Genomic DNA, 19,615 nt, shown 5'->3' with positions numbered 1-19,615 from the left:
CGAGTAATATATCGATCACCCAATTATCTATCGATGTGGGTATTGGTGTGGCAGTTAAACCGAGCAATATTTTCGGGCTAAAGTGCGCTAATACCGCGCGATAACTACTGGCTGAAATATGATGCACTTCATCTATAACTATATAATCAAAATAGTCTTCACTTAAGGCTAACTTTTCCGTTTGGTTGTTATTTACAGTGCTAAGTTGCGCGTTTAAACTTTGAATAGAGGCAAAGAGGTGTCGATATTTGTTTGGCTTGTGATTACCGACCCATAACTCGCCAAAAGCGCTATTTTTTAATACACCACGATAGGCGGCTAGGGCTTGTTTTAGTATTTCTTCTCGATGGGCAATAAACAAAAAATTTGCTTCGGGATTTTCATTATAGAAACGAGCAAAATCAAAAGCAGAAATAATGGTTTTACCTGTGCCCGTTGCCGCCACCACTAAGTTGCGATAACGCTTATGCAGATCCCGTTCAACCTGTAACTTGTCTAATATGGTTTGCTGGTGCGAATGTGGCTTGATATCAAAATAGAAACTAGGTGTTGAGCTACTGAAGCTGCCTTTTGCCTCGCGTAGGGCAGTGTTTAATTTTTCACGGCTGGGGGCTTTGCCATCAAAGTGTTCAAAGTCAGGTGACTGCCAATAGGTTTCAAAAGTGCTTAGCGATTTATTAATGATATGAGGGATTTCTTGCGCAGTAATTTTAAGGTTCCACTCTAAACCACTGGTTAAGGCTGAATGAGATAAATTAGAGGAACCAATATAGCCAGTGTGAAAACCGGTATTACGCATGAATAAATACGATTTTGCGTGCAGGCGTTCACGGTTGGTATTGTAGCTAAGTTTAACTTCGGTGTTGGGCAGTGAGGCTAAAAACTCGACCGCTTTGGCATCGGTAGCGCCCATATAAGAGGTGGTGATTATTTTTAATTGTTTACCGCTACGGGTGAAAGCCTCTAATTCTTTTTTAAATATTCGAATACCAGTCCATTTGATAAAGGACACTAACCAATAGATTTTATCAGACGATTGGATTTCTCGTTTAATCTCAGTTTCTAGCGACACACCAACATTGCTACCACAGAACAATTCACTCTGCGTTAAGCCAGTTAACGGCATGATGGCTTCTACGTACTTGGGCAGGTCTGCCGCGATAGGGTTGGTTTTATCAAACAGTGCGGTAAGAATTTTACCCCTGCTATCAATTAAGTTTTCACTGATTAATTGTTCATCTTTAATATGTTTACTAAGCCACTGCACTATGGTGTTTGCTAAGTTGATTTGCTCATGAATTCTATTATCACCATGTGGCACTGAGTCCATGGCAATTTCAATCAGTCGGGTTAAGAAACGAGATAACCACGTTGCCGCTTCGCCAGCTTCAAGTGAGCGCTCACCAACATGGAAGGTTTCTCTATCTAAGTTTTGTTCAACTAATTGGGTAATTAGCTGTTCGTAGATACCCGTAGTATTCATGAAGGCTCTTAAATTTATTAACGTTATTTGCCACTAGAATAGCTAAAATAGATTTTAATTTACAGCTTTTTATCAGTAACTTAGGTGATTGCTTAAGGTTGTTTTTTGCTGCGTACAACTTGATTTCTGGATTCCCGATCAGACACTTCGGGAATGACGATGTTCGCCACTTCGGGAATGACGGCTGATGAATTCTATTATCACCATGTGGCACTGAGTCCATGGCAATTTCAATGAGTCGGGTTAAGAAACGAGATAACCACGTTGCCGCTTCGCCAGCTTCAAGTGAGCGCTCACCAACATGGAAGGTTTCTCTATCTAAGTTTTGTTCAACTAATTGGGTAATTAGCTGTTCATAAATACCCGTAGTATTCATGAAGGCTCTTAAATTTATTAACGTTATTTGCCACTAGAATAGCTAAAATAGAATTGAATTTACATCTTTTTATCAGTGGCTTAGCTCATAAGTTAATATGCCTATGTAGGTTGCTTAGGAACTCTTTGCAAACGTCATCTTCGAAGTCTCTGATCGAAGATCCATTGCTCTTTATACACTGGATCCCCGATTAAAACACCACGGGGATGACGATCCTGAGTCAATAATAGTTATTCGTAACAATACTTTTATTATCAAGGCGATAGTCACTATAATATCTCATTATTAATTTAGTTTTATTGCTGCTTTATCAATTGATAAAATAGTAGGTGTAATTGAAAGCCAGCCTCAGAGTGTCATCATCATCATGATTGAAGTAAAAACAGCTGCTTACCGCCGTGCTAGTTTTGCGTTAGCGTTAGGCTCTTTCCTTGTATTTTGTAATTTGTACATGTTCCAACCCATGTTGCCATTGATGGCTGAAAAATTTAACGCCAGTGCGATTGAAATTAATTGGTTGCTTGCGTCATGCACATTAATGTTAGCGCTTACTCTTGTTCCGTGGGCTGTAGGCTCAGAAATTATTGGCCGTCGTAAAGTGATGATGCTGAGTCTTTTCTTATTGCCATTTACCGGCATGGCCATGTTGCTAACCGATTCATTAATAATGTTAACGTTAACGCGAGGGGTAATGGGTATTGCGCTTGCGGGGTTTGTTGCCGTTGCTGTGGCATATATGGCTGAAGAGTTCACCCCAAAAGCATTTATGATTGCCGTTGGTGGTTATATTAGTGCAAATTCATTAGGCGGTATTGCAGGGCGTTTATACGGCGGTTTTGCCACTGAATATTGGGGATGGGATATAGCCGTTATTGGTATGGCTATTGCCAGTTTAGTTGGCGCGCTATTAGTGAGCCGACTATTGCCTGAACAACAATTTTTTACCCCTAAAAGAGGGAAGTTTCGTAACCATAATAAGCGTGTCATTGGTCATTTAAAACAGCGTGAATTATGGCTTGCTATGCTTATTGGCGGTTTAAACTTTGCGTTAATTGTTAATCTTTATACGGTAATGGGGTTTCGTCTTATCGCGCCACCGTATTCACTGTCTATCAGCTTAACGTCGATGATTTTTCTGTGCTATTTAAGCGGTACTATTTCAGCAAAACTAAGTGGTCGTTGGAGCCAACATTACAGCCCAATCAAGGGCATGGTGTTAGGTACAACCGTAAGTGCATTAGGTATGTGGATAGCCGTTTATGATTCATTGTATGCAATGGTTGTTGGTTTATTACTTATTGGCTCAGGCGCTTTTTTCACGCACTCACTTGCCTATGCCTGGGTAAGTCAGAAAGCGAAAGTAGCGAAAGCAACCGCGACGGCGTTATACCTTGTGCACTATTACATTGGTGGCAGCTTAGGTGGTTTTTACTTAATTGCCTGCTGGCAATATGGCGCTTGGTATGGGGTGCTTGCAGGTGGCATGGTATTATATGGCTTAATTTACCTATTATGTTGGCGCTTACATCGCCATGCTTGTTCATTAACAAAATAAAATTAATCGCTGTTGTTCTTATTTTTGATTTTGTCGGTTTATCTGATTGAAAATACGTCTTTCAAAAAATCAATTTGGCGGAAGCCTTTTTAAAACAAACAATCGTAAATGGGGCAATCTCAATTATTATACCCAGTCACATGTGGGTAAGCGTTTTAAGTCTTTTTCTCTAACCCTAAACAGATTACATCCAAGATTTGCCTCTTTCTTTGGCACCAAAGCGTAAGTGAAATCACAACCTAATTTGTCAGCTAACGCTTTTAACTGATTAATGGTTATTTCACCTTCTACTTCACGGCGCTCAAGAATTGAAATTCGATTTCGGCTTAAATTTAATCGCTCGGCCAATTGTGCGCCAGACATATCCAGTGCTTTACGGATAGTTCTAACCCAGCCTTCTGCAGGGATAGCCGCTGCATTTTTAAAGCTGGCTGCTGAATTGGCGATCTCTTTGTATTGTTCTCGCACCATTGAGCGCACTGTGTTTTTTGGCTTTGTTATTCTAAAACTAACCATGATTTCACCTAAATATCTGTGTTCATCTGGTTTTAGTGTAACCTTATTGGGTTACACTTTAAATATATGTGATACCAATTTAGATTACGTTAAATATATATATGTATCTTAATATGATTACAGGTTATTGACTTATGTATCTGGAATGAATTACAAATAAAGTCTGTTTTTAGGAGGTAAATAGCAGAATATGCATTGAGCAGTGCTAATTTTTAACATAAATAGGCCATAAAAAGGGGTCGGTAACATTTACACAAAGTGACTTCTTCATGAAAATCCCTTCTATTATTTTTAGTCAGTTACTTTTAAAAAAAACATGCCTATGCACTTGGCTCAGGATCGTCATCCCCGTAGTGTTTTAATCGGACGTGCCATGAATGGCACTTATTAGCAAATCAGCGGCTGCGCCCCAACCATCTACCAGTAACATTTTTACCCGCAAGTACAGCAAACCTTTGTTCGTCATCCCCGTGGTGTCTTAATCGGGGATCCAGTTTCTAAAATACAATGGATCTTCGATCAGAGACTTCGAAGATGACGACTTTATATTTTTGTTCATTACTTACAAATCAACAACTTAATTTTATGTTACTTAGAATACAATGCAGACGGTACAGGAAGTACCTTATTAGAGAATGCAGGAGCATTCTCCTGAGCTTATTGTCCTGGATCCAGTGTATAAAGAGCAATGGATCTTCGATCAGAGACTTCGAAGATACGCTACATGGATGTAGTTGATTAGACAATGCAGGAGCATATTGTCCTGACGTTTACAAAGAGTTCCTGAGTAAACTACATAGGCATGTAAAAAAATTACACTTCTATTGATGGAATATCCGCTGCTTGAGAGAGTAAATGTTCGGCTCTTAATTTTATATTTTCAGATACAGCCGTTAGGTAGTTAATATCTTCTTTAGTGACGTATTTATTTTCGGAAAAAGACTTTAAGATAATGTTACTGTTAAGTGTTGATATCACTTTTTTAGCTAATGCGACTAATAAGCGCGAGAGTAATTTTTTGTCAATATTACAGGTTTCAGCAAAGTCTGCCAGTTGGTAAGCATGTATATCAACTGGTTCAAATTCATCGCCCATCGCCATTGCTAATACATGCTTAAACGATGAAAACATAGCAACATTAACGAGATCATAAGCAGGGGTAAATTGATTATTGTTTTTATCAAAAAATAACGATACATTTTTTCCATGGCTATCAAAATTATTAATCATTAAATTAAATAGCTGCCAGTTAATTAACCATTGAGTACTTGCTACGGGTGAGTTCATGGTTTTGCAAAAATCAAAAAGCTTTTTTAAACTGGCGCCGTCACGTATATGTTTCACGTCTCGGCCATCACCTAAATTCCGCTCATATTTGTTATCTCTAGGCAGGTTTAATGCTTGGCAACCGTCGATAACGTGACGTCTTCTCACTATTTTATTTTCAGCTTCATATTTACGATCAAATCGTTTTACAATAAGTGCTGGGTGCTCGCCAAAGCGTGTGAAGCTTACTTCTGCGGTAGGTAAACCAACCTCGTGTGATAGCTTCATACAAAAATATTCGTTGATCACTAAATTAGGGCAGTTCGCCTTCTCAAATTTTAGTAGGTGAGTTGAGCATAAAGAGCCGTCACCAAAGCCAATTTTCATATCCGTGTCATCATCGGTTTTATCAGGGGGATTAATAAAGACATTTAACTTATCTTGAACACCGGCAACACTCAGGCGAGGTTTGTCATCCCAAATCAATAATCCAATGTCTTCTTTGTGATCTAATCTAGCAATCAGCTCCGCCGCTGCTAGTGGTCTAAAAATAGGCCCACAAGGCTGGCTATTTTCATTTTGTTCAGCACTAGCATGATTGAAGGTAATCGCTCCAGCTAAATCGTTTCCTAACGCTCTAACTTGCGAATAAACATTTTTTTCAGAAATACCTAAGTTTTGAGCGAGTAGTTTTCTTGCTTCACCTTCGGGCAGGGCATTATCAAGATAATTGTAACTAACCTCTGGTGAATGCTGATTAGTTAATGGTAATGCTGGCGTAATTGGAAAACCATGTAATTGCCAGTTTTTATCATAGTGTAAGTGCAGTAAATTGGTGTTTTTGTCCTGTACTAAAGTGCCAATTTTTTTGCCAGCAAAGCTGACTATTAAGGTGTAGGCCTCATCATTTTTTGTCGTTGTCACTGATCACACCCATTCATCGGTTGATGTTAATTCTTGAGCGCTAAGCTTGATACCAAGCCCATTGAGTACTGCAAACATTGCGAATAATGTGCAATTTTGATTGCCATTTTCGATGCGAGATAAGGTATTTATACCAATACCACATAATGCGGCGCAGTCACTCAATTTAACCCCCATAGCAGTTCGCTTTGCTTTGATTAGCTCACCTAAGGTAATGGCGTTATCAATAAAGCGAGCTTCAGGCATTTTAGACGGTTTAACTTTTTTACCCATAATTTACACCAATTAATCACTATAAGTGGTGATTATAGTAAGGTGATTGCAGAATACAATGATTAATCACCATTAGTGGTGATTAATTGCTTGACTGTGTTTGTTTAAATTATTATTCACCATTAGTGGTGATTATATCTGGGTAAGCGTTTTAAGTCTTTTTCTCTGCACCTAAACAGATTACATCCAAGATTTGCCTGAGCTTTCTACTTGATATAGCACTTCATCTAACATGGCGCTGCCTTTATCTGCCTTAATAAAGGGTAAGTTAATTGCTCCTGCGGCTAACACTACAGAGATAGAGCAAAGTTGGTGACGCTGTTGAAACCAACTTTGTTTAAACTTCACTTGTTGCACTTTGTAATGTTCAAAACAGAGATAGTCAACACCAAAAAAGCCTCGACGAATATAAATATAGTTATCATCACTGGCATATCCCCAACGATACCAGCGCATAAAAATAAGCAAAGCCGCAAAAATTGCCAATGGAGTAATACCCCATAAGAGCTGCGTTTTACCTGTTACGGTTAAAAATACTGCCACTAAAGAATATAACGGCAACAAAATAAAAACTAAATTACGCAGTAAAAACCTTTTACTAATGCGCTGATAAGCAATGGTCATCATTTGATTATTAGGATAAACATCATCCACTAAAGCGGCACATTGATGGGCAAAAATAGAAGGCACGATAATTCGGTTATTTTGCGCACCGGCTTGATGTTGAGTAAGCACATTATTGGCTTGTTCAAATTTTAAATTAATACGTTTAAGTAGTAGATCAAGCCAGTCTTGTTGTCTGATCACCATTTGTAAGCGTGATAAACGCATACTGACTTCATATTTAGTTAACAAACCACTACGACGAATGTAACGATCGCCTACTTTGCTCAAGGTATAGTGATAAAAGGTTATAACCGATCCTGCAATGGAAAAAAATATAAAGGGCAATAAAATTAAAAAAGTCAGTGTTACCGCATAAAGCGTTATTTGCCACATGGGTTTGTCGGAGAAAGTTAATAATTGCTCTATATTGATACCAAAATCACTGAAGGTACTGACAATATAACTAGCGATATTATCAAAAAATGGCGCTAAGCCGCCAAGGAAAATCCAAATACGATTATTGGTTATACCGTGAATAACTAAATCGGCGATTGAGCGAGTATTCAGTATAATTTCATTTTCTACCGCATCTGGTGTTAATTCTGCAGAGTCATCAGGGCTTTCGGTATGGTGAGTTAATGAGTGTTGAGCAAGAATTTCTTTTTTCAATTGCTCGGCAAAATCAACTTTTAAAGCGACAATTTGTGCTTCTTGTTTAGCAGAGCCAGCGGTATCTAGCTGTAAGCAGGTATAATTAAAAGGGCGATAATAGATAGGCTGTTCAAGTTTTACATTTTGAATTTTACTAAAAGGTAAATTGATGTGTTTTTTTGAAAATACCCCCGAACGAATTTCTATGTGATCTTGGGTTAAACGGTATTGGAAAAAATAATAGTTTAAGAATGTTGTTAAACAGATGAACAGTAAGATACCAACAATAATAGCTAGACCTAATTGCGGATTTTCTTTTAACCCGTCATAGCCAAAATAAAGCGCAGGTAAAAAGGCCACCAAATTACTGACAAAGAATTTAATTAACCGTTCAGTAAAAAATAACAGCGCTATCGGCGAAATTCGCTGCCAGTCTTTACTATTTTCAACTACCGGGGTAAGTGCTGCAACTGACTTATCCATGACGATTAACATCTTTGTGATCTAAAATAAATTGACGAATACTTTCAGCTGACGCTAGTGGTAAACCTGGTATTTCAAAAGTATGCATAGCTCCGCCGGCACTAAATACTTGTAACTTTGCTAAACCTACTTTGCGATCGATAGGTCCACGTTTTAATTCAACATGCTGAATACGCAACATTGGCTGGCTAACGGTTTTTCGAAACAGTAAACCACTGCGATAACTTAAGTCTTGTTGCCTCAGAGCATAAAATTTTTGTTTATCCGCAAATGCCGTATAGAGAGTATTAAAACCACCGAGCATAAACAAAACCAGCATTAACCAATTAAATAAGTCAGCAACATCATTAGATAATGGCCAGATGTTTTGCTGTTGGATAACAAATAATAGTGTCACTAAAAATAGGGTAAATGCTACATTGATAATGAGATTGCTTTGCCGATAAATAGCCGATATGGGTTGAAACTCAAGTTCGACTAAACTGGGTAAAGATTCAGCCGTTAATGAAGTATTAGTGAAAGCTGTTCCTTGCATATGATTAAAATCCTTAATTTTATTGCCTGTTATTTTAGTGTAGTGTACCGCGAAATCCGCCTTCGATAAAAACAAATTAGTTACCTTTGTTGAATATTCTTATAATCGTGGTTTGGTTGCCGGCGCTGATACTACTGGTGATTTGGGGCCAGAAGGCATGAAGTTTATCAACGCAGCAGACAGCCCAACTGGAGCCGCATTATTAGTGCTAGGCAATGAAATATCAGGCTCTGTGGCGGTTTGGCAAATAACCGAAAAGTAGCTGTTGAGGGAGCGTTGAGTATTTTAATTTACTCTGACCCATAATAATATGAAGATATTTTTAGTGAACGCTCACCAATATGGAAAGTTACTGATTTTTATCAGTAACTTAGGTGATTGCTTAATGTTGTTTTTTGCTGCGTACAACTTGATTTCTGGATTCCCGATCAGACACTTCGGGAATGACGATGTTCGCCAATTCAGCGTATATATTAGTGGTTTAATCAGCGATTTTTAATAAATCTTAATTTATGGCTGTCATTTCTAACAGCGGTCAGTGAAATTAACCCGTTCTATGGATACTCTCCACCATCCCAGGTAAGTAATCTTCAATTTCTTGGAGTTTTATGCCAAGACTTTGTAATTTTGCACAATGTAGACACCAGTCTCCGGTATTATTATAAGGTGAGACATTATTATCTAATTTCTGCTTTGCCAGAATGAATTTTGAATCGGTAATTTTTTCAATAATTTCAATAAATCGTTGCAGCGTTATGGGCTTAGCGCTTGCTGCATTGATCGTTCCTGAGAAATCATTTCCGGCTAATTCAAAAAGAGTTTTAGCGGCATCATCGGCGGAGATAAACGAAATTTTACCTTGAAGATTATCAAAGTAGAGCGGCAGTCCATTTTTTATACTGTTGACATGGCGCTGCAGCCTTAGGGAATAATCCTCTGCATCTACAATAACGGGAAGCCTGATGCTGGTAACAGGAAAAGTGGCAAATTTGATAAATGAAATTTCCGCCTGTCGTTTTGCCTCGCCGTAGTGCTCCTTTCTACCCACTTTATTGGCAAGTTCAAAATCCAAAGGATTAAATTGCTCTTCAGATAAATGATCATTGCGTTCTACATAAGCAGAAATGCTGGAAGTAAAAAGATATTTTTTCACTCTACCGTTGAATACTTCGCAGGCGTGTTTTGCTTGCTCAAAATCAAAACATGACAGATCAAAAACTAGATCATAGTCTTGCTTGATGGCCTCTTCGAAGGCTGTTTTGTCAGTACGGTCACAAATAATCCGCTTAATTTTTTCTCCGAAGCCATCAGCGTGATTGCCTCTATTTAATAGGGTCACTTCATCGTTATTCTCTAAGAGAAGCTGCACAAGTTTTCTGCCAAAAAACTGACTTCCACCCAAAATTAATATTTTCATTTAAGTTTTACAACCCTTTAAATCTAGCTTTTAAATGAATGTATTATATCATCATTGATAGAAAAACGAGGCTCCACTTTAAAATTGACAATAATGGATAATGGATAATGTTAATTTATTGTTTTTGGGGGTGGGTGTCTGTTGTTTTTTGCGAACGAAGCTATCTGCGGGTAAAAAGTTACTTGCCTAGCCCTCGCTAAATTGTATATTTCTTCAAACTTGTTTTGATCGAGTAGAGATATTCATCGTGTTTATTTCATGAGATAATTCACCTCATCGAGCATTAAATTACGTAAATTAAATATGAGCAATACCGAAATCAATCTAAAGTCACTTATTGGCGATAATACCAGAGAAGAATTTTTAAAGTTACTCAAGTCTAAAACACCTTTTATATCCCATGGTAATACCGAAGCCCTTAAAGATTTAATGAGTTTGCCATTTCTTGATTCTGTTGAAAGCCTTGCCGCCTGTTGGCGCGACACTGTTGATGTATTTCACCCAAAGATTGCCGATGAAATTTCAAAGACCTCAATCCCTCCTGAAGACGCTCTCCATGAATATAAGAATGGCAGCTGCATTCTCTTTAATGACGTCAATAGAATAATTCCTGAGTTTGATCTGTGGAATCAGCAAATTAGAAGAGACATTGGCTTCTCTGAGTTGACCTATGTTAGAAACTTAGTCTACGCAACACCAGCGGGCAAAGGAAATGCTCCTCATTTCGATCAGAATTTTAATTTTGTTCTTCAATTAGAAGGAACAAAAAAATGGTGGTTAGCAGAAAATAACACCATTAACAATCCAATGACTCGTCATGTGATCGGGCATCCTGTTGATGATGAACTAGGACGTTATAGCGCTAAAGAATTTCCACAATCATTCCCCGCAGATTGTACTGAATACATATTAGAACCGGGCTCAATTCTCTTCGTACCACGAGGAGTTTGGCATATGACTGAAGCCGTGACCGATGCTGTTTCGTTTAATTTTACTTTTACACCGCCGACTTGGATTGATATTGCGACTACGGCCTTAAGAGAAAAACTCTCTCATTCTGAGCAGTGGCGGGAGACGGTAATTATCGATGACAAGGGTACTCACAACAGTGAATTCAACAAACTTCTCAATGGTTTAAGTGCCGATGTTAAGAATTGGAATGCGGTTGATTTCTTAGACATTACTGAGCATCAAGAGCTATAACTAAAAAATTGAAAGTTACTGGTTTTTATCAGTAACTTAGGTGATTGCTTAAGGTTATTTTTTGTTGCCTACAACTTGATTTCTGGATTCCCGATCAGACACTTCGGGAATGACGAGGTTCGCCACTTCGGCAATGACGAGGTTCGCCCCTTCGGCAATGACGCTGTTCGCCACTTCGGCAATGACGATGTTCGCTCCTTTGGTAATGACGCTGTTTGCTACTTCGGCAATGACGAGGTTCGCTACTTAGCCGTCATCTTCGAGTGTCTGATCGAAGATCCATGTTTTTTCTACCAAGGAAAAAAGGAAAAAGGGCACAGCCATACCTTGGCTAATAATTAACAATTAATAAGGACAGTCGCTTAACGTTTTAGTTTTATTCAATAACCGTAATATATGTTAGAATTTAACAATATTATTATTTAAAATTATTAGGCGTATTTCATGTCTGCACACTCAATTTTCGACATTTGTGTTCAACCGATAGAACTTTGTAAATTACTCAAAATTGCCAAAATGGTTGGCGGTGACGGCGAAGCTAAAACTATGATCAGTGAAGGTAAGGTTTTAGTCAATAATGAAGTTGAAGTTCAAAAGCGTAAAAAAATTCGCCACGGCGATATTATCAAATATAACGGTCAAATTATTGAGGTCGCTTATAATCCCACCAACAAATCAGCAGAGTTTATTAGTACTGTAGTTTCAGTAAGTAAAAATTCAAAAAAGAAACAAAGAGCTAAAAACAAAGCTAAAAGCGAAGCGCGGGTTATTTCATCAAAAGCTGTTACTGAAGCATCGAACGAACGCTCGAAAAAATAGTCTATTTCACTTTAATTAGTCGTTAAATTTTTACCGTCATTTAAAATTAATCGCACATGAGGGTCAGGTCTTGTCTTTTACGACAATCTGACTCACCGGTGAATAATGAAAACCAATAATCCCGCAACTCTTTAAGTGTATAACCAGCTAAATTATAGGCGGTTGCTGAGGATTGCTTCTCCCCCTTTATTATCTCGGTAACAAAAGCTCAACAGAGCTAAACAAAGTGATGAATAGAGCGATAACTAATTTGTGCAATAAAATACCATAGGATTGCCTTTGAAATTAGTCTTTGAAGTTATTTGAGGGCAGGGCTTTGCTAGGCTAACAGTAAAACCCCAGTTGCACGGAGAATAAATACTTACAATGCCCAATATGCCTGCTCTAGGCTATCTTCTCGTTCAGGTAAGCCTCGTGATAACCGAGGTGAGTGCTGCATCAGTATTTCAAAACTAACGCGATTAGCATACTTGCTGATTTGTGATAACGATGAATACGTCATCGCTGGCTGCAAATGTTTGCTGGAATCATCAACATTCATTTTATGATAAACATTAGCACTTAGGTCGTGTAACACGGCAGCAAGGGCCGCATCACCGGCACCATTGGTATTTTTAATATTATCTGGTCCACCCATATAAGGTGCAGTATGGGTATATATTCTCACCGGATTAACACAATCCTTTAATAGCATTGGTCGTGAATACTCATAGCGATTAAAGTCAGCTATAGCGCCAGATAGTAGCGGGTATTCAGTGGCTCTTTTATGCTGTTCATCGACATAGCCCGCCATAAATAAACCTTCTGGGCCTGCGGTACAAATTACTAAATCTACCCAGTCTAAACAAGCATCCGCGGCTTTTAATGGGTCGGTAATACCGGTTATGGCTTGCGCTTCATCTTCATTCATGGCAAGAATATTGACATGGTCTTTGACAAATTTTCGCCAGAACTCAGGTTCTTTTTCAATAAGGAACTTGGTGCCTAGGGTTAAAACTACCGGCACACCGGCCTTATTGGCACACTCTACTGCTTTAAGGGTCGCTTGTGTCATGGTATCGCCTTCTTCAGTACGCATTAAATACGAACTAATAACCAAAGCAGCGGCATTACTAATTAAGGATTCATCAATTGATTCAGGTTTTAGCTTATTTATTAAGCCGGCATTAATCGCGAAGGTTCTTTCACCGGTATCATCGATTAAGGTAAAGCAACGGCCGATTGGGCCATCTACGGGTTGCAAGTAATTTAAATCGACACGAGAAGAGGTATTGCTGACAAAGCGATAGGCATAGTCGCCCACTTGCATGTTTTTTGACATCACACCCAACAACACCGACCTGTCATCAGCTAGTACTGAGTAATTATGCATAGTATTGCCTATGGTACCGCCGGCAAACTCATAGTTGATTAATTGCTCGTTTTTTAACCTTTGGTATAAACGATGAGTAACTTCGTCAGTGATAACCTGGGACATCCCCCGTTTAAGGGAAAACTCAGTTAAGAATTCATCATCAACTTTGGCCTCAATATCAACAAGTATTTGATCTATACCAACAATATAGCTACGCGCTAATTTAGGCTCAGAGTTAACTTTATTGGTAAGTGGGGTTTTATTCTCAACCGGAAAATAATGTTTATGTTGGCGACGGCCTGGAAATTTCATTGCAATAGTATTCATGAGTTCGGGAAGGTGGATTATAACTTAACAAGCGAAGCAACTACCAATAAAAAAACAAGAAAGCTAACAAAGAAGATAGGTAGAAGAGGGTAGAAAGGTAAAAAGAAAGGGCACATCCACAAACGGGCTAATTAATCTTCATATCTTGAATAAAGCCCTGCAAGTCACCTCACTATTGGCATAGCCTTGCTCTTTGTCAATTATCAACTTTAAAGTAACCCTTATAGATATAGGTTATTTTTTACTATAATTTAAGATTAAAGCTTTAATTGCACCGCGGAAATGCTTTACCCGCGCTAATAGCGCTAACAATATTTTATAAAGAGCAGCGTCGTGTGTTCAGTAATAATGGATATCAAAATAGCAAAGTAAGGAATGAAAGATAAGATAGATTAAATAAAAGTTATCGGACGTTATATTATGAACAATCATTTTAACTACGGCATACTTGCTTTATCTTTTTGCCTATCATTAGCTAAGTACTATATACGTGTATCCTACATTTTATAATATGGCGTTTATCAACGAGGCAATGTTGACGAGTTAACGCCAAGATAAGGTGAGTTACTTTTAAATAGTACGTTTAAATAGTGCATATATATAAGGCATTTCTTGCTGGAAAGGATTAACAAAGACATATTCCTTGCTTTCGATGAGCTCAAACTTGTCTCCTAGTCTTGTTTGCATTTCATCTGTAGAGTATCTGTGCACAGTTAATCCGGCGCAATGGGTTGCGCCTGTACTGGAGAATTCTGCCAATAACACATAGCCGCCACATTTGACGGTGTTTTTTAGGTTGTCAAAGTAGCGGGTAATTTGCTCTTCAGTGAGGAGAAAGTGCAATACAGCGCGATCAATCCAAACATCGACAGCAAAACTTTCATCAAAACTTTGGCTTAAATCATGGTGTAAATATTGGCATTGACTTGTATCCAGCCTTTGAGATAACTGTTCTAAAGCCTTGGCGCTAATATCATTGACCAGTAATTTCGCCTTGGTTTTTAGTAGTTCATCCACTAGCTTGGAAGTGCCCGCACCGGCTAAGAACAATGTTGAGCTGGCAGAAATAGCTATATTATTTAGCAAATTCAGCGTTTGGGATAAGTCGTCTTCATACCAGCCGAGCTCAGTATCTTGTTTTGCTGAAAAAATCTCATCCCAGTGCTCTTGTTTGCTTTTCATTGCTATCCCTCATTTTTTATGACGTTTACCGACCAGACTAACTAGTATGTTAAAGCAAAAACAGCTATTTGTCCGTAGTGATAATGGCGTACCTTACCTCTGACTAAGCTGCTTTCATACCATGCTAAATCTTGATTAAATTAATGGCTAGATATTGCAGCGCTAACCACTAAAGGATAAAAATTGAGTTATAATTACTGCCAAGTCGTAAACTTAATTTTGTCCTGTTAAATTAAAATCAAATGTTTAAAAATACCTTAAAGTTCAGTAGCCTTATTGCTCTATTAACATTCACAATTTTATCCATACCATTAGTCGCTAAAGAGTTGTTGATGTTAACTGATGATGGACCGCCGCATATGATTGCTGCCACAAATAGCGGCATCGATGTTGATATTGCTCGGGAGGTCTTACAAATAATGGGCCATACGGTTAAGCTTGGTTTTGCCCCCTTAAAGCGAACAATGCGTCAAGTTGAGCATAAGAAAGCTGATTTGTTTTTGCCAACATTTTTTCAGAAAGATACCGCCAAGTTGTTTTTTTCTGTACCTATTATAAATTATCGTCCGATAGCTTTTAGTTTAAAGAAGAGTCATTTTCAATTTAATAAAATTTCGGATTTAGCTGGTGTAAGGTTAGTTACTTTTCAAGGTGCGGCCGGTTATTTTGGCGACGAGTTTGTCAAAATTTCAACGTTTAAAAGCTATCTTGAACTGCATGACATGTCAAAATTTCCAGAAATGTTAATCAAAGCAAGGTGTGACGTTGTGGTTTTGGATTACTATATTTTTTATTATTATTTACAAGAATATCTTAAGAAAAACCCGACAGAAGATTTTACTGTTGCAGGAATTGATAATTTTCTATTATTCTCCGAAGTTAAAGCCCATGTCGGTTTTCATGATAAAAAACTAAGAGGTGAGTTTGATAAACAATTTTTGCTTTACCAAAGTCAGGGAAAAGATAGGGCAGTAATAAATAAATATCTAGGCTTTATTCAACCTCCGTTATAACGTCACTTGTTGACAGCACATGAGCCGAATTCAATTTTCAGGTTGAATTCGCTCATGAATTCAACATGCGCTAATGTTGTCATAACGGTGGCTGTCCTAGTTAACTCCTATAACGGTGGCTGTCCTAGTTAACTCTAGTTAACTCCTTAAGTTATATTCATGAGCGCTAAGTTAAGTTGAAGTGTTTTTGTCCAACCCCATGGATGATCTTTTAACGTCTGCTCTAGTATAAATGGCATAATCTTAGCCCCGAATGTGTCGCTTATCCTTAGCCAGCATTTTATCAATACAAAATATAATCCGAATTACTTCACCTTTTATCACCATCATATTTTTAGACTAATTCCTTTATCGCATGATTTATATTTAAAAAGTTAATTGCCAACCTTTCCTAAAGTAAATGAAAATGATAATGATTCTTATTTGATCTAGTGGTGATTAGTAGGTATGCTACTGCAAAAATAAACATGGATTTATAGTTAAAACTATTAAAAACAACATATGGAGAAGGCAGTAATGGGAAAAATAAGTGTGTTATCAAGGATAAAAAAAAATAAAATCTCAGTACAAATATCAATTATTTTAGCTACCAGTACCTTAGTACTTAGCGGTTGTGGCAGCAGTACTGAAAACCCTGATGTTAAGAATACTGTGGTTAAGAGCGCTGTTGTTGAGGTGGATTTAAACCCAACATTAGCAAGTGGTTTACTTTGTATTGATCAAAATAATAATGGTCAATGTGATAGCAATGAGCCAAGTAAAGCAGATTTTTCTGCTGGCGAAATACCGGAAGATTTTTATTCTGATGAATATTCACGCTTACTTGAGCTTAACGATGGCAGTTTATTTATCGCAGCGCCCACTACTACCATCATTACGGCTTACGGTACGATAATTAGTAATGAAATATTGTTTAACCCAACGGTTGCTGGTGATGCTAATTTAGCGGCGAGCTATATCCAAGAAAAATTGAGCCTTGAAACCGATGGCAGTTTTGCTGTAGACCAAGCAAGCCAACTACAAGCTTCAATTAAAGCGGCACTCGTTGTAGCACCGACAGCACACACAGCTAAAGCTATTGCTGCCGTTATTGATGAAGTTGTCGCGAGCGAAACTTTTGAGGTTACCGTCACGGCAGATCAAATTAATGCTGAGTCTATTGCTAAACGTGATAACCAATTAAGCGGAACCGAGCTTACTTGGCAACAATCTGATGGTGATGAAACACCTGATTTTATCATGCCATTAGCGGGTCGTAATTTAACGGCTATGACCATGCATTACCATAATGGCTTAATGATAATTGATACTAGTGGTGATACCCCTGTTATTGCGGCTAATGGTCTTTTTGCAGCGGTAGATGGTGAACGTTACGAAATTGATGGTGTTACTGGAGCCAGTGAACATAGGTTACGCGGTGCAGTGGCATCTACTGATGGGCAATATGTTTATATTAATATTCGTCCACGTAATGAGGACGCAATCGGTAACGACAATGATGATAAATACGGTTTATTCCGTGTACAAATAAATGATGATGGCAGCTTTGCTGATTACAACGATTCATCTGTTTTACGCTATGCCAGTGCTTTTATTGGTGATTTTGAAATCGTTGGCGATAAAATTTATGTTGAAGACCGAGATAGAGACGTTACCTTAATATTAAATTTAGATTTAACTGATACCGGTGCAACGGTAGCGGCTGCAGACGCGGGTGGTTTAAGCAATATTGATAGCCAGTTCTTTTCACCTGACGGCACTTACATTTACGCGATCACTGAAAGTATTGCCGCTGATGATACGGCTGATCCTGTGGTCGTCGCGGTAGCAAGTAGCTTTTACAAAATAAATGTCAGCACTAATGAAATTGAAGCTTCTTTTGAATTAACGACCTCGTTTAGTCAGTTGAAATTTTATCATGACGGTACTAAAGCACTGGGTTATTTAGATGATTATGCGACGTTAATTGATCTAGAAAACATGGTGTTAACCGATGAACTACCCTTAGCCAGTGATGTCTTTTATGGTGAGGTTACTGCGGATAATCAATACGCAATATTTGCTTCAGACAGTTATGAAGTGTGGGTCTTTGACTTAAATGCTATCGACTTAGGTGTCTCGGCAAAATTTGTTGCCGATGAGCGTCTTCGTGTGGCAAGCGTCGATCAATATGGCAATATTTTTGCGGCTGGTCGTGGTTTTAACCAGATAACTAAATATGCTGTTGGCGACGTTATCTCACCAACAGCTGCAATAGCACTGGATAAAGCCGCCATTATTGCCGGTAATCTTTATCGTGGTGGTTCGTTAACGGCTATTGTTTCTGATCTTAGCTTAACCGCTGAAATTGATGGCGGTGCAGGCTCTGCTATTGTTTGGTCTTCAACCACAACCAGTATTAATACTGCTGATGCAATAAATGATGACAGCCCAGAAATTGGCACGGTAACTCGTCCTCACAATGGTTCAGGCGATGAAACGGGTATATTAACCGCTAGTCTTAGCTTTAATTTCCGCAATATCTCTGAATCAGCTAGCAAAGATTTTGCTGTCAGTATTCGTCAAACACCCGCGAGCTTACCCGCGGCACACTCAGTCTTTATGGCAGATCACAGTTCACAATATATGGCCGTTAACTACGATGGTGATATCAGTATTTCACCGGTTAAAAATGATGACGATGTCTATGGTTTTGTTAGCTTAAAATTAATCAATAGCGAACTAAGCCTTGTTTCTGGCACACCTTCAGCGCCAAGAATCTATGCGGATTTTGAATCTTTGGTCGGTGTAGGAATACACAAAAGTTATGCCGTAGGTATTAGTGCCGCGCTTGATGATACTGACGGACAAGCGAGAATATTTACCGTAGCCCTTGATGATGCTGGTGTGTTAGCGGATACGGTAACGACGAGTATTGATATTACTACCGGTACACCGCTTAAAGCTGGTTTTAATACTGAGCAATCTATCGCTGCCGTTATGATTGAAAAAGCAGACGGTAGTTATATCGCTGAAATTTATAGCTTAGGTGACACGGGTGAAGTCGAGTTAAGCAATACCATTGAGATGGCAGCAGCTGACTATAAAACATATGGTCCGCCGGCAATTAATGATGACGCTAGTCGTGTGTACCAACGTGATAGTGAAAATAAAATAATTATGTCGGCTGCTGACGGGTCTAGTGCCTCAGCCACAGTTGAGGAAATTGCGCGAGTTTGGTACTTCAATGGTTTTGTCTTTATTACTGATTATGATGGCAATGTGGTTAGCTTTAATGAAAGCCTTGATGAATCTTCTCGACAAATGTTTTACACCGGCACCGGAGGTCGGATCTACGGCGCAGTAGGCAGAGCATTAAATGGTAGCAACTACCTTTTCCTACCCGTGCAAAGGACAAAAGACGCGGCGTTAACCGGTGTTTACCAACTAGAGATAGCGGCTGATGGTAGCTTAACCGAAGTGGCATTTTCGCTGACTACTGAAGGTGACGGACCAAACCGAATGGCAGTCTCTGGTGATGGTGATACGGTGATCTACAGTAACCGTATTAGAAGTGGCGATAATAAAGGTCGATGGTTAAGTGCAGTAGTCATTCCTACGGAATAATTTAACCCAGATAAAGCAGAGTAAGT

The 19,615-nt window shown here is 38.6% G+C and carries 14 protein-coding genes and 3 pseudogenes; 7 read left to right on the top strand and 10 right to left on the bottom strand.

Translation table 11 applies throughout. The annotated features are described in order from the left end of the window. Window positions 1–43 precede the first annotated feature (43 nt). Both CMT41_RS11570 and CMT41_RS19735 read right to left on the bottom strand, forming a co-directional pair. Window positions 44–1,483: pseudogene (locus tag CMT41_RS11570) on the bottom strand (DEAD/DEAH box helicase family protein); the annotation flags it as partial. 187 nt (window positions 1,484–1,670) lie between these two features. Further along, window positions 1,671–1,859: pseudogene (locus tag CMT41_RS19735) on the bottom strand (hypothetical protein); the annotation flags it as partial. A gap of 367 nt (window positions 1,860–2,226) precedes the next feature. On the opposite strand from CMT41_RS19735, the gene CMT41_RS11560 reads away from it, so the two are divergent. Then, on the top strand, window positions 2,227–3,414 hold the full coding sequence (locus CMT41_RS11560; RefSeq protein ID WP_058027344.1) for an MFS transporter: 1,188 nt from the start codon (window positions 2,227–2,229) through the stop codon (window positions 3,412–3,414). Window positions 3,415–3,540: 126 nt separating this feature from the next. On the opposite strand, the gene CMT41_RS11555 is transcribed toward CMT41_RS11560, so the two are convergent. From CMT41_RS11555 to CMT41_RS11535, 5 genes are all read right to left on the bottom strand, one after another. After that, window positions 3,541–3,930 (bottom strand): helix-turn-helix domain-containing protein, encoded by a 390-nt coding sequence (locus tag CMT41_RS11555; RefSeq protein ID WP_083494275.1) that lies wholly within the window; start codon window positions 3,928–3,930, stop codon window positions 3,541–3,543. 813 nt (window positions 3,931–4,743) lie between these two features. After that, window positions 4,744–6,120, bottom strand: coding sequence for a HipA domain-containing protein (locus CMT41_RS11550; protein WP_057181456.1), 1,377 nt, complete (start codon window positions 6,118–6,120; stop codon window positions 4,744–4,746). 3 nt (window positions 6,121–6,123) lie between these two features. Then, complete coding sequence (locus CMT41_RS11545) at window positions 6,124–6,393, bottom strand: helix-turn-helix domain-containing protein (RefSeq protein ID WP_058027343.1); 270 nt, start codon at window positions 6,391–6,393, stop codon at window positions 6,124–6,126. A gap of 180 nt (window positions 6,394–6,573) precedes the next feature. Then, window positions 6,574–8,133: a PH domain-containing protein gene (locus tag CMT41_RS11540; protein ID WP_058027342.1), complete on the bottom strand. Its 1,560-nt coding sequence runs from the start codon at window positions 8,131–8,133 to the stop codon at window positions 6,574–6,576. Next, window positions 8,126–8,668 carry a PH domain-containing protein gene (locus CMT41_RS11535; RefSeq protein ID WP_058028217.1) on the bottom strand — a complete coding sequence of 181 codons (543 nt, stop codon included), beginning with the start codon at window positions 8,666–8,668 and terminating at the stop codon, window positions 8,126–8,128. The genes CMT41_RS11540 and CMT41_RS11535 overlap by 8 nt, the downstream gene beginning before the upstream one ends. 79 nt (window positions 8,669–8,747) lie before the next feature. Between CMT41_RS11535 and CMT41_RS18720 the strand changes: the two are divergent. Continuing rightward, window positions 8,748–8,930, top strand: a pseudogene (locus CMT41_RS18720) (choice-of-anchor I family protein); the annotation flags it as partial. 282 nt (window positions 8,931–9,212) lie between these two features. Here CMT41_RS18720 and CMT41_RS11530 read toward each other — a convergent pair. Beyond that, complete coding sequence (locus CMT41_RS11530; protein ID WP_058027341.1) at window positions 9,213–10,085, bottom strand: NAD-dependent epimerase/dehydratase family protein; 873 nt, start codon at window positions 10,083–10,085, stop codon at window positions 9,213–9,215. 303 nt (window positions 10,086–10,388) lie between these two features. Here CMT41_RS11530 and CMT41_RS11525 point away from each other — a divergent pair, with 303 nt between their 5' ends. The 3 genes from CMT41_RS11525 (at window position 10,389) to CMT41_RS11520 (ending at window position 12,107) form a co-directional block, all read left to right on the top strand. Then, window positions 10,389–11,288: a JmjC domain-containing protein gene (locus tag CMT41_RS11525; protein ID WP_058027340.1), complete on the top strand. Its 900-nt coding sequence runs from the start codon at window positions 10,389–10,391 to the stop codon at window positions 11,286–11,288. Window positions 11,289–11,363: 75 nt separating this feature from the next. Next, window positions 11,364–11,630: a hypothetical protein gene (locus CMT41_RS19175; RefSeq protein WP_157466370.1), complete on the top strand. Its 267-nt coding sequence runs from the start codon at window positions 11,364–11,366 to the stop codon at window positions 11,628–11,630. 102 nt (window positions 11,631–11,732) lie between these two features. Then, the gene (locus tag CMT41_RS11520) at window positions 11,733–12,107 is read left to right on the top strand and encodes an RNA-binding S4 domain-containing protein (RefSeq protein WP_057181450.1); all 375 of its coding nucleotides are present in this window, start codon (window positions 11,733–11,735) and stop codon (window positions 12,105–12,107) included. A 361-nt stretch (window positions 12,108–12,468) separates the two neighbouring features. Here CMT41_RS11520 and CMT41_RS11515 read toward each other — a convergent pair whose 3' ends face one another. Continuing rightward, on the bottom strand, window positions 12,469–13,773 hold the full coding sequence (locus CMT41_RS11515; RefSeq protein WP_058028216.1) for an inosine/guanosine kinase: 1,305 nt from the start codon (window positions 13,771–13,773) through the stop codon (window positions 12,469–12,471). 585 nt (window positions 13,774–14,358) lie between these two features. Further along, window positions 14,359–14,970, bottom strand: a complete 612-nt coding sequence (locus tag CMT41_RS11510) for a class I SAM-dependent methyltransferase (RefSeq protein WP_058027339.1) — start codon at window positions 14,968–14,970, stop codon at window positions 14,359–14,361. Between the two features lie 332 nt (window positions 14,971–15,302). On the opposite strand from CMT41_RS11510, the gene CMT41_RS11505 reads away from it, so the two are divergent. Continuing rightward, window positions 15,303–15,983 (top strand): substrate-binding periplasmic protein, encoded by a 681-nt coding sequence (locus tag CMT41_RS11505; protein WP_058027338.1) that lies wholly within the window; start codon window positions 15,303–15,305, stop codon window positions 15,981–15,983. Window positions 15,984–16,499: 516 nt separating this feature from the next. Next, window positions 16,500–19,589 (top strand): immunoglobulin-like domain-containing protein, encoded by a 3,090-nt coding sequence (locus CMT41_RS11500; protein ID WP_058027337.1) that lies wholly within the window; start codon window positions 16,500–16,502, stop codon window positions 19,587–19,589. Window positions 19,590–19,615: the final 26 nt, after the last annotated feature.

This window comes from Colwellia sp. MT41 (assembly GCF_001444365.1).
In the GTDB taxonomy this organism is placed as follows: domain Bacteria; phylum Pseudomonadota; class Gammaproteobacteria; order Enterobacterales; family Alteromonadaceae; genus Colwellia; species Colwellia marinimaniae.
Note: the sequence above shows the minus strand (reverse complement) of the source record. Positions and strands in the feature narration are given on the sequence as shown.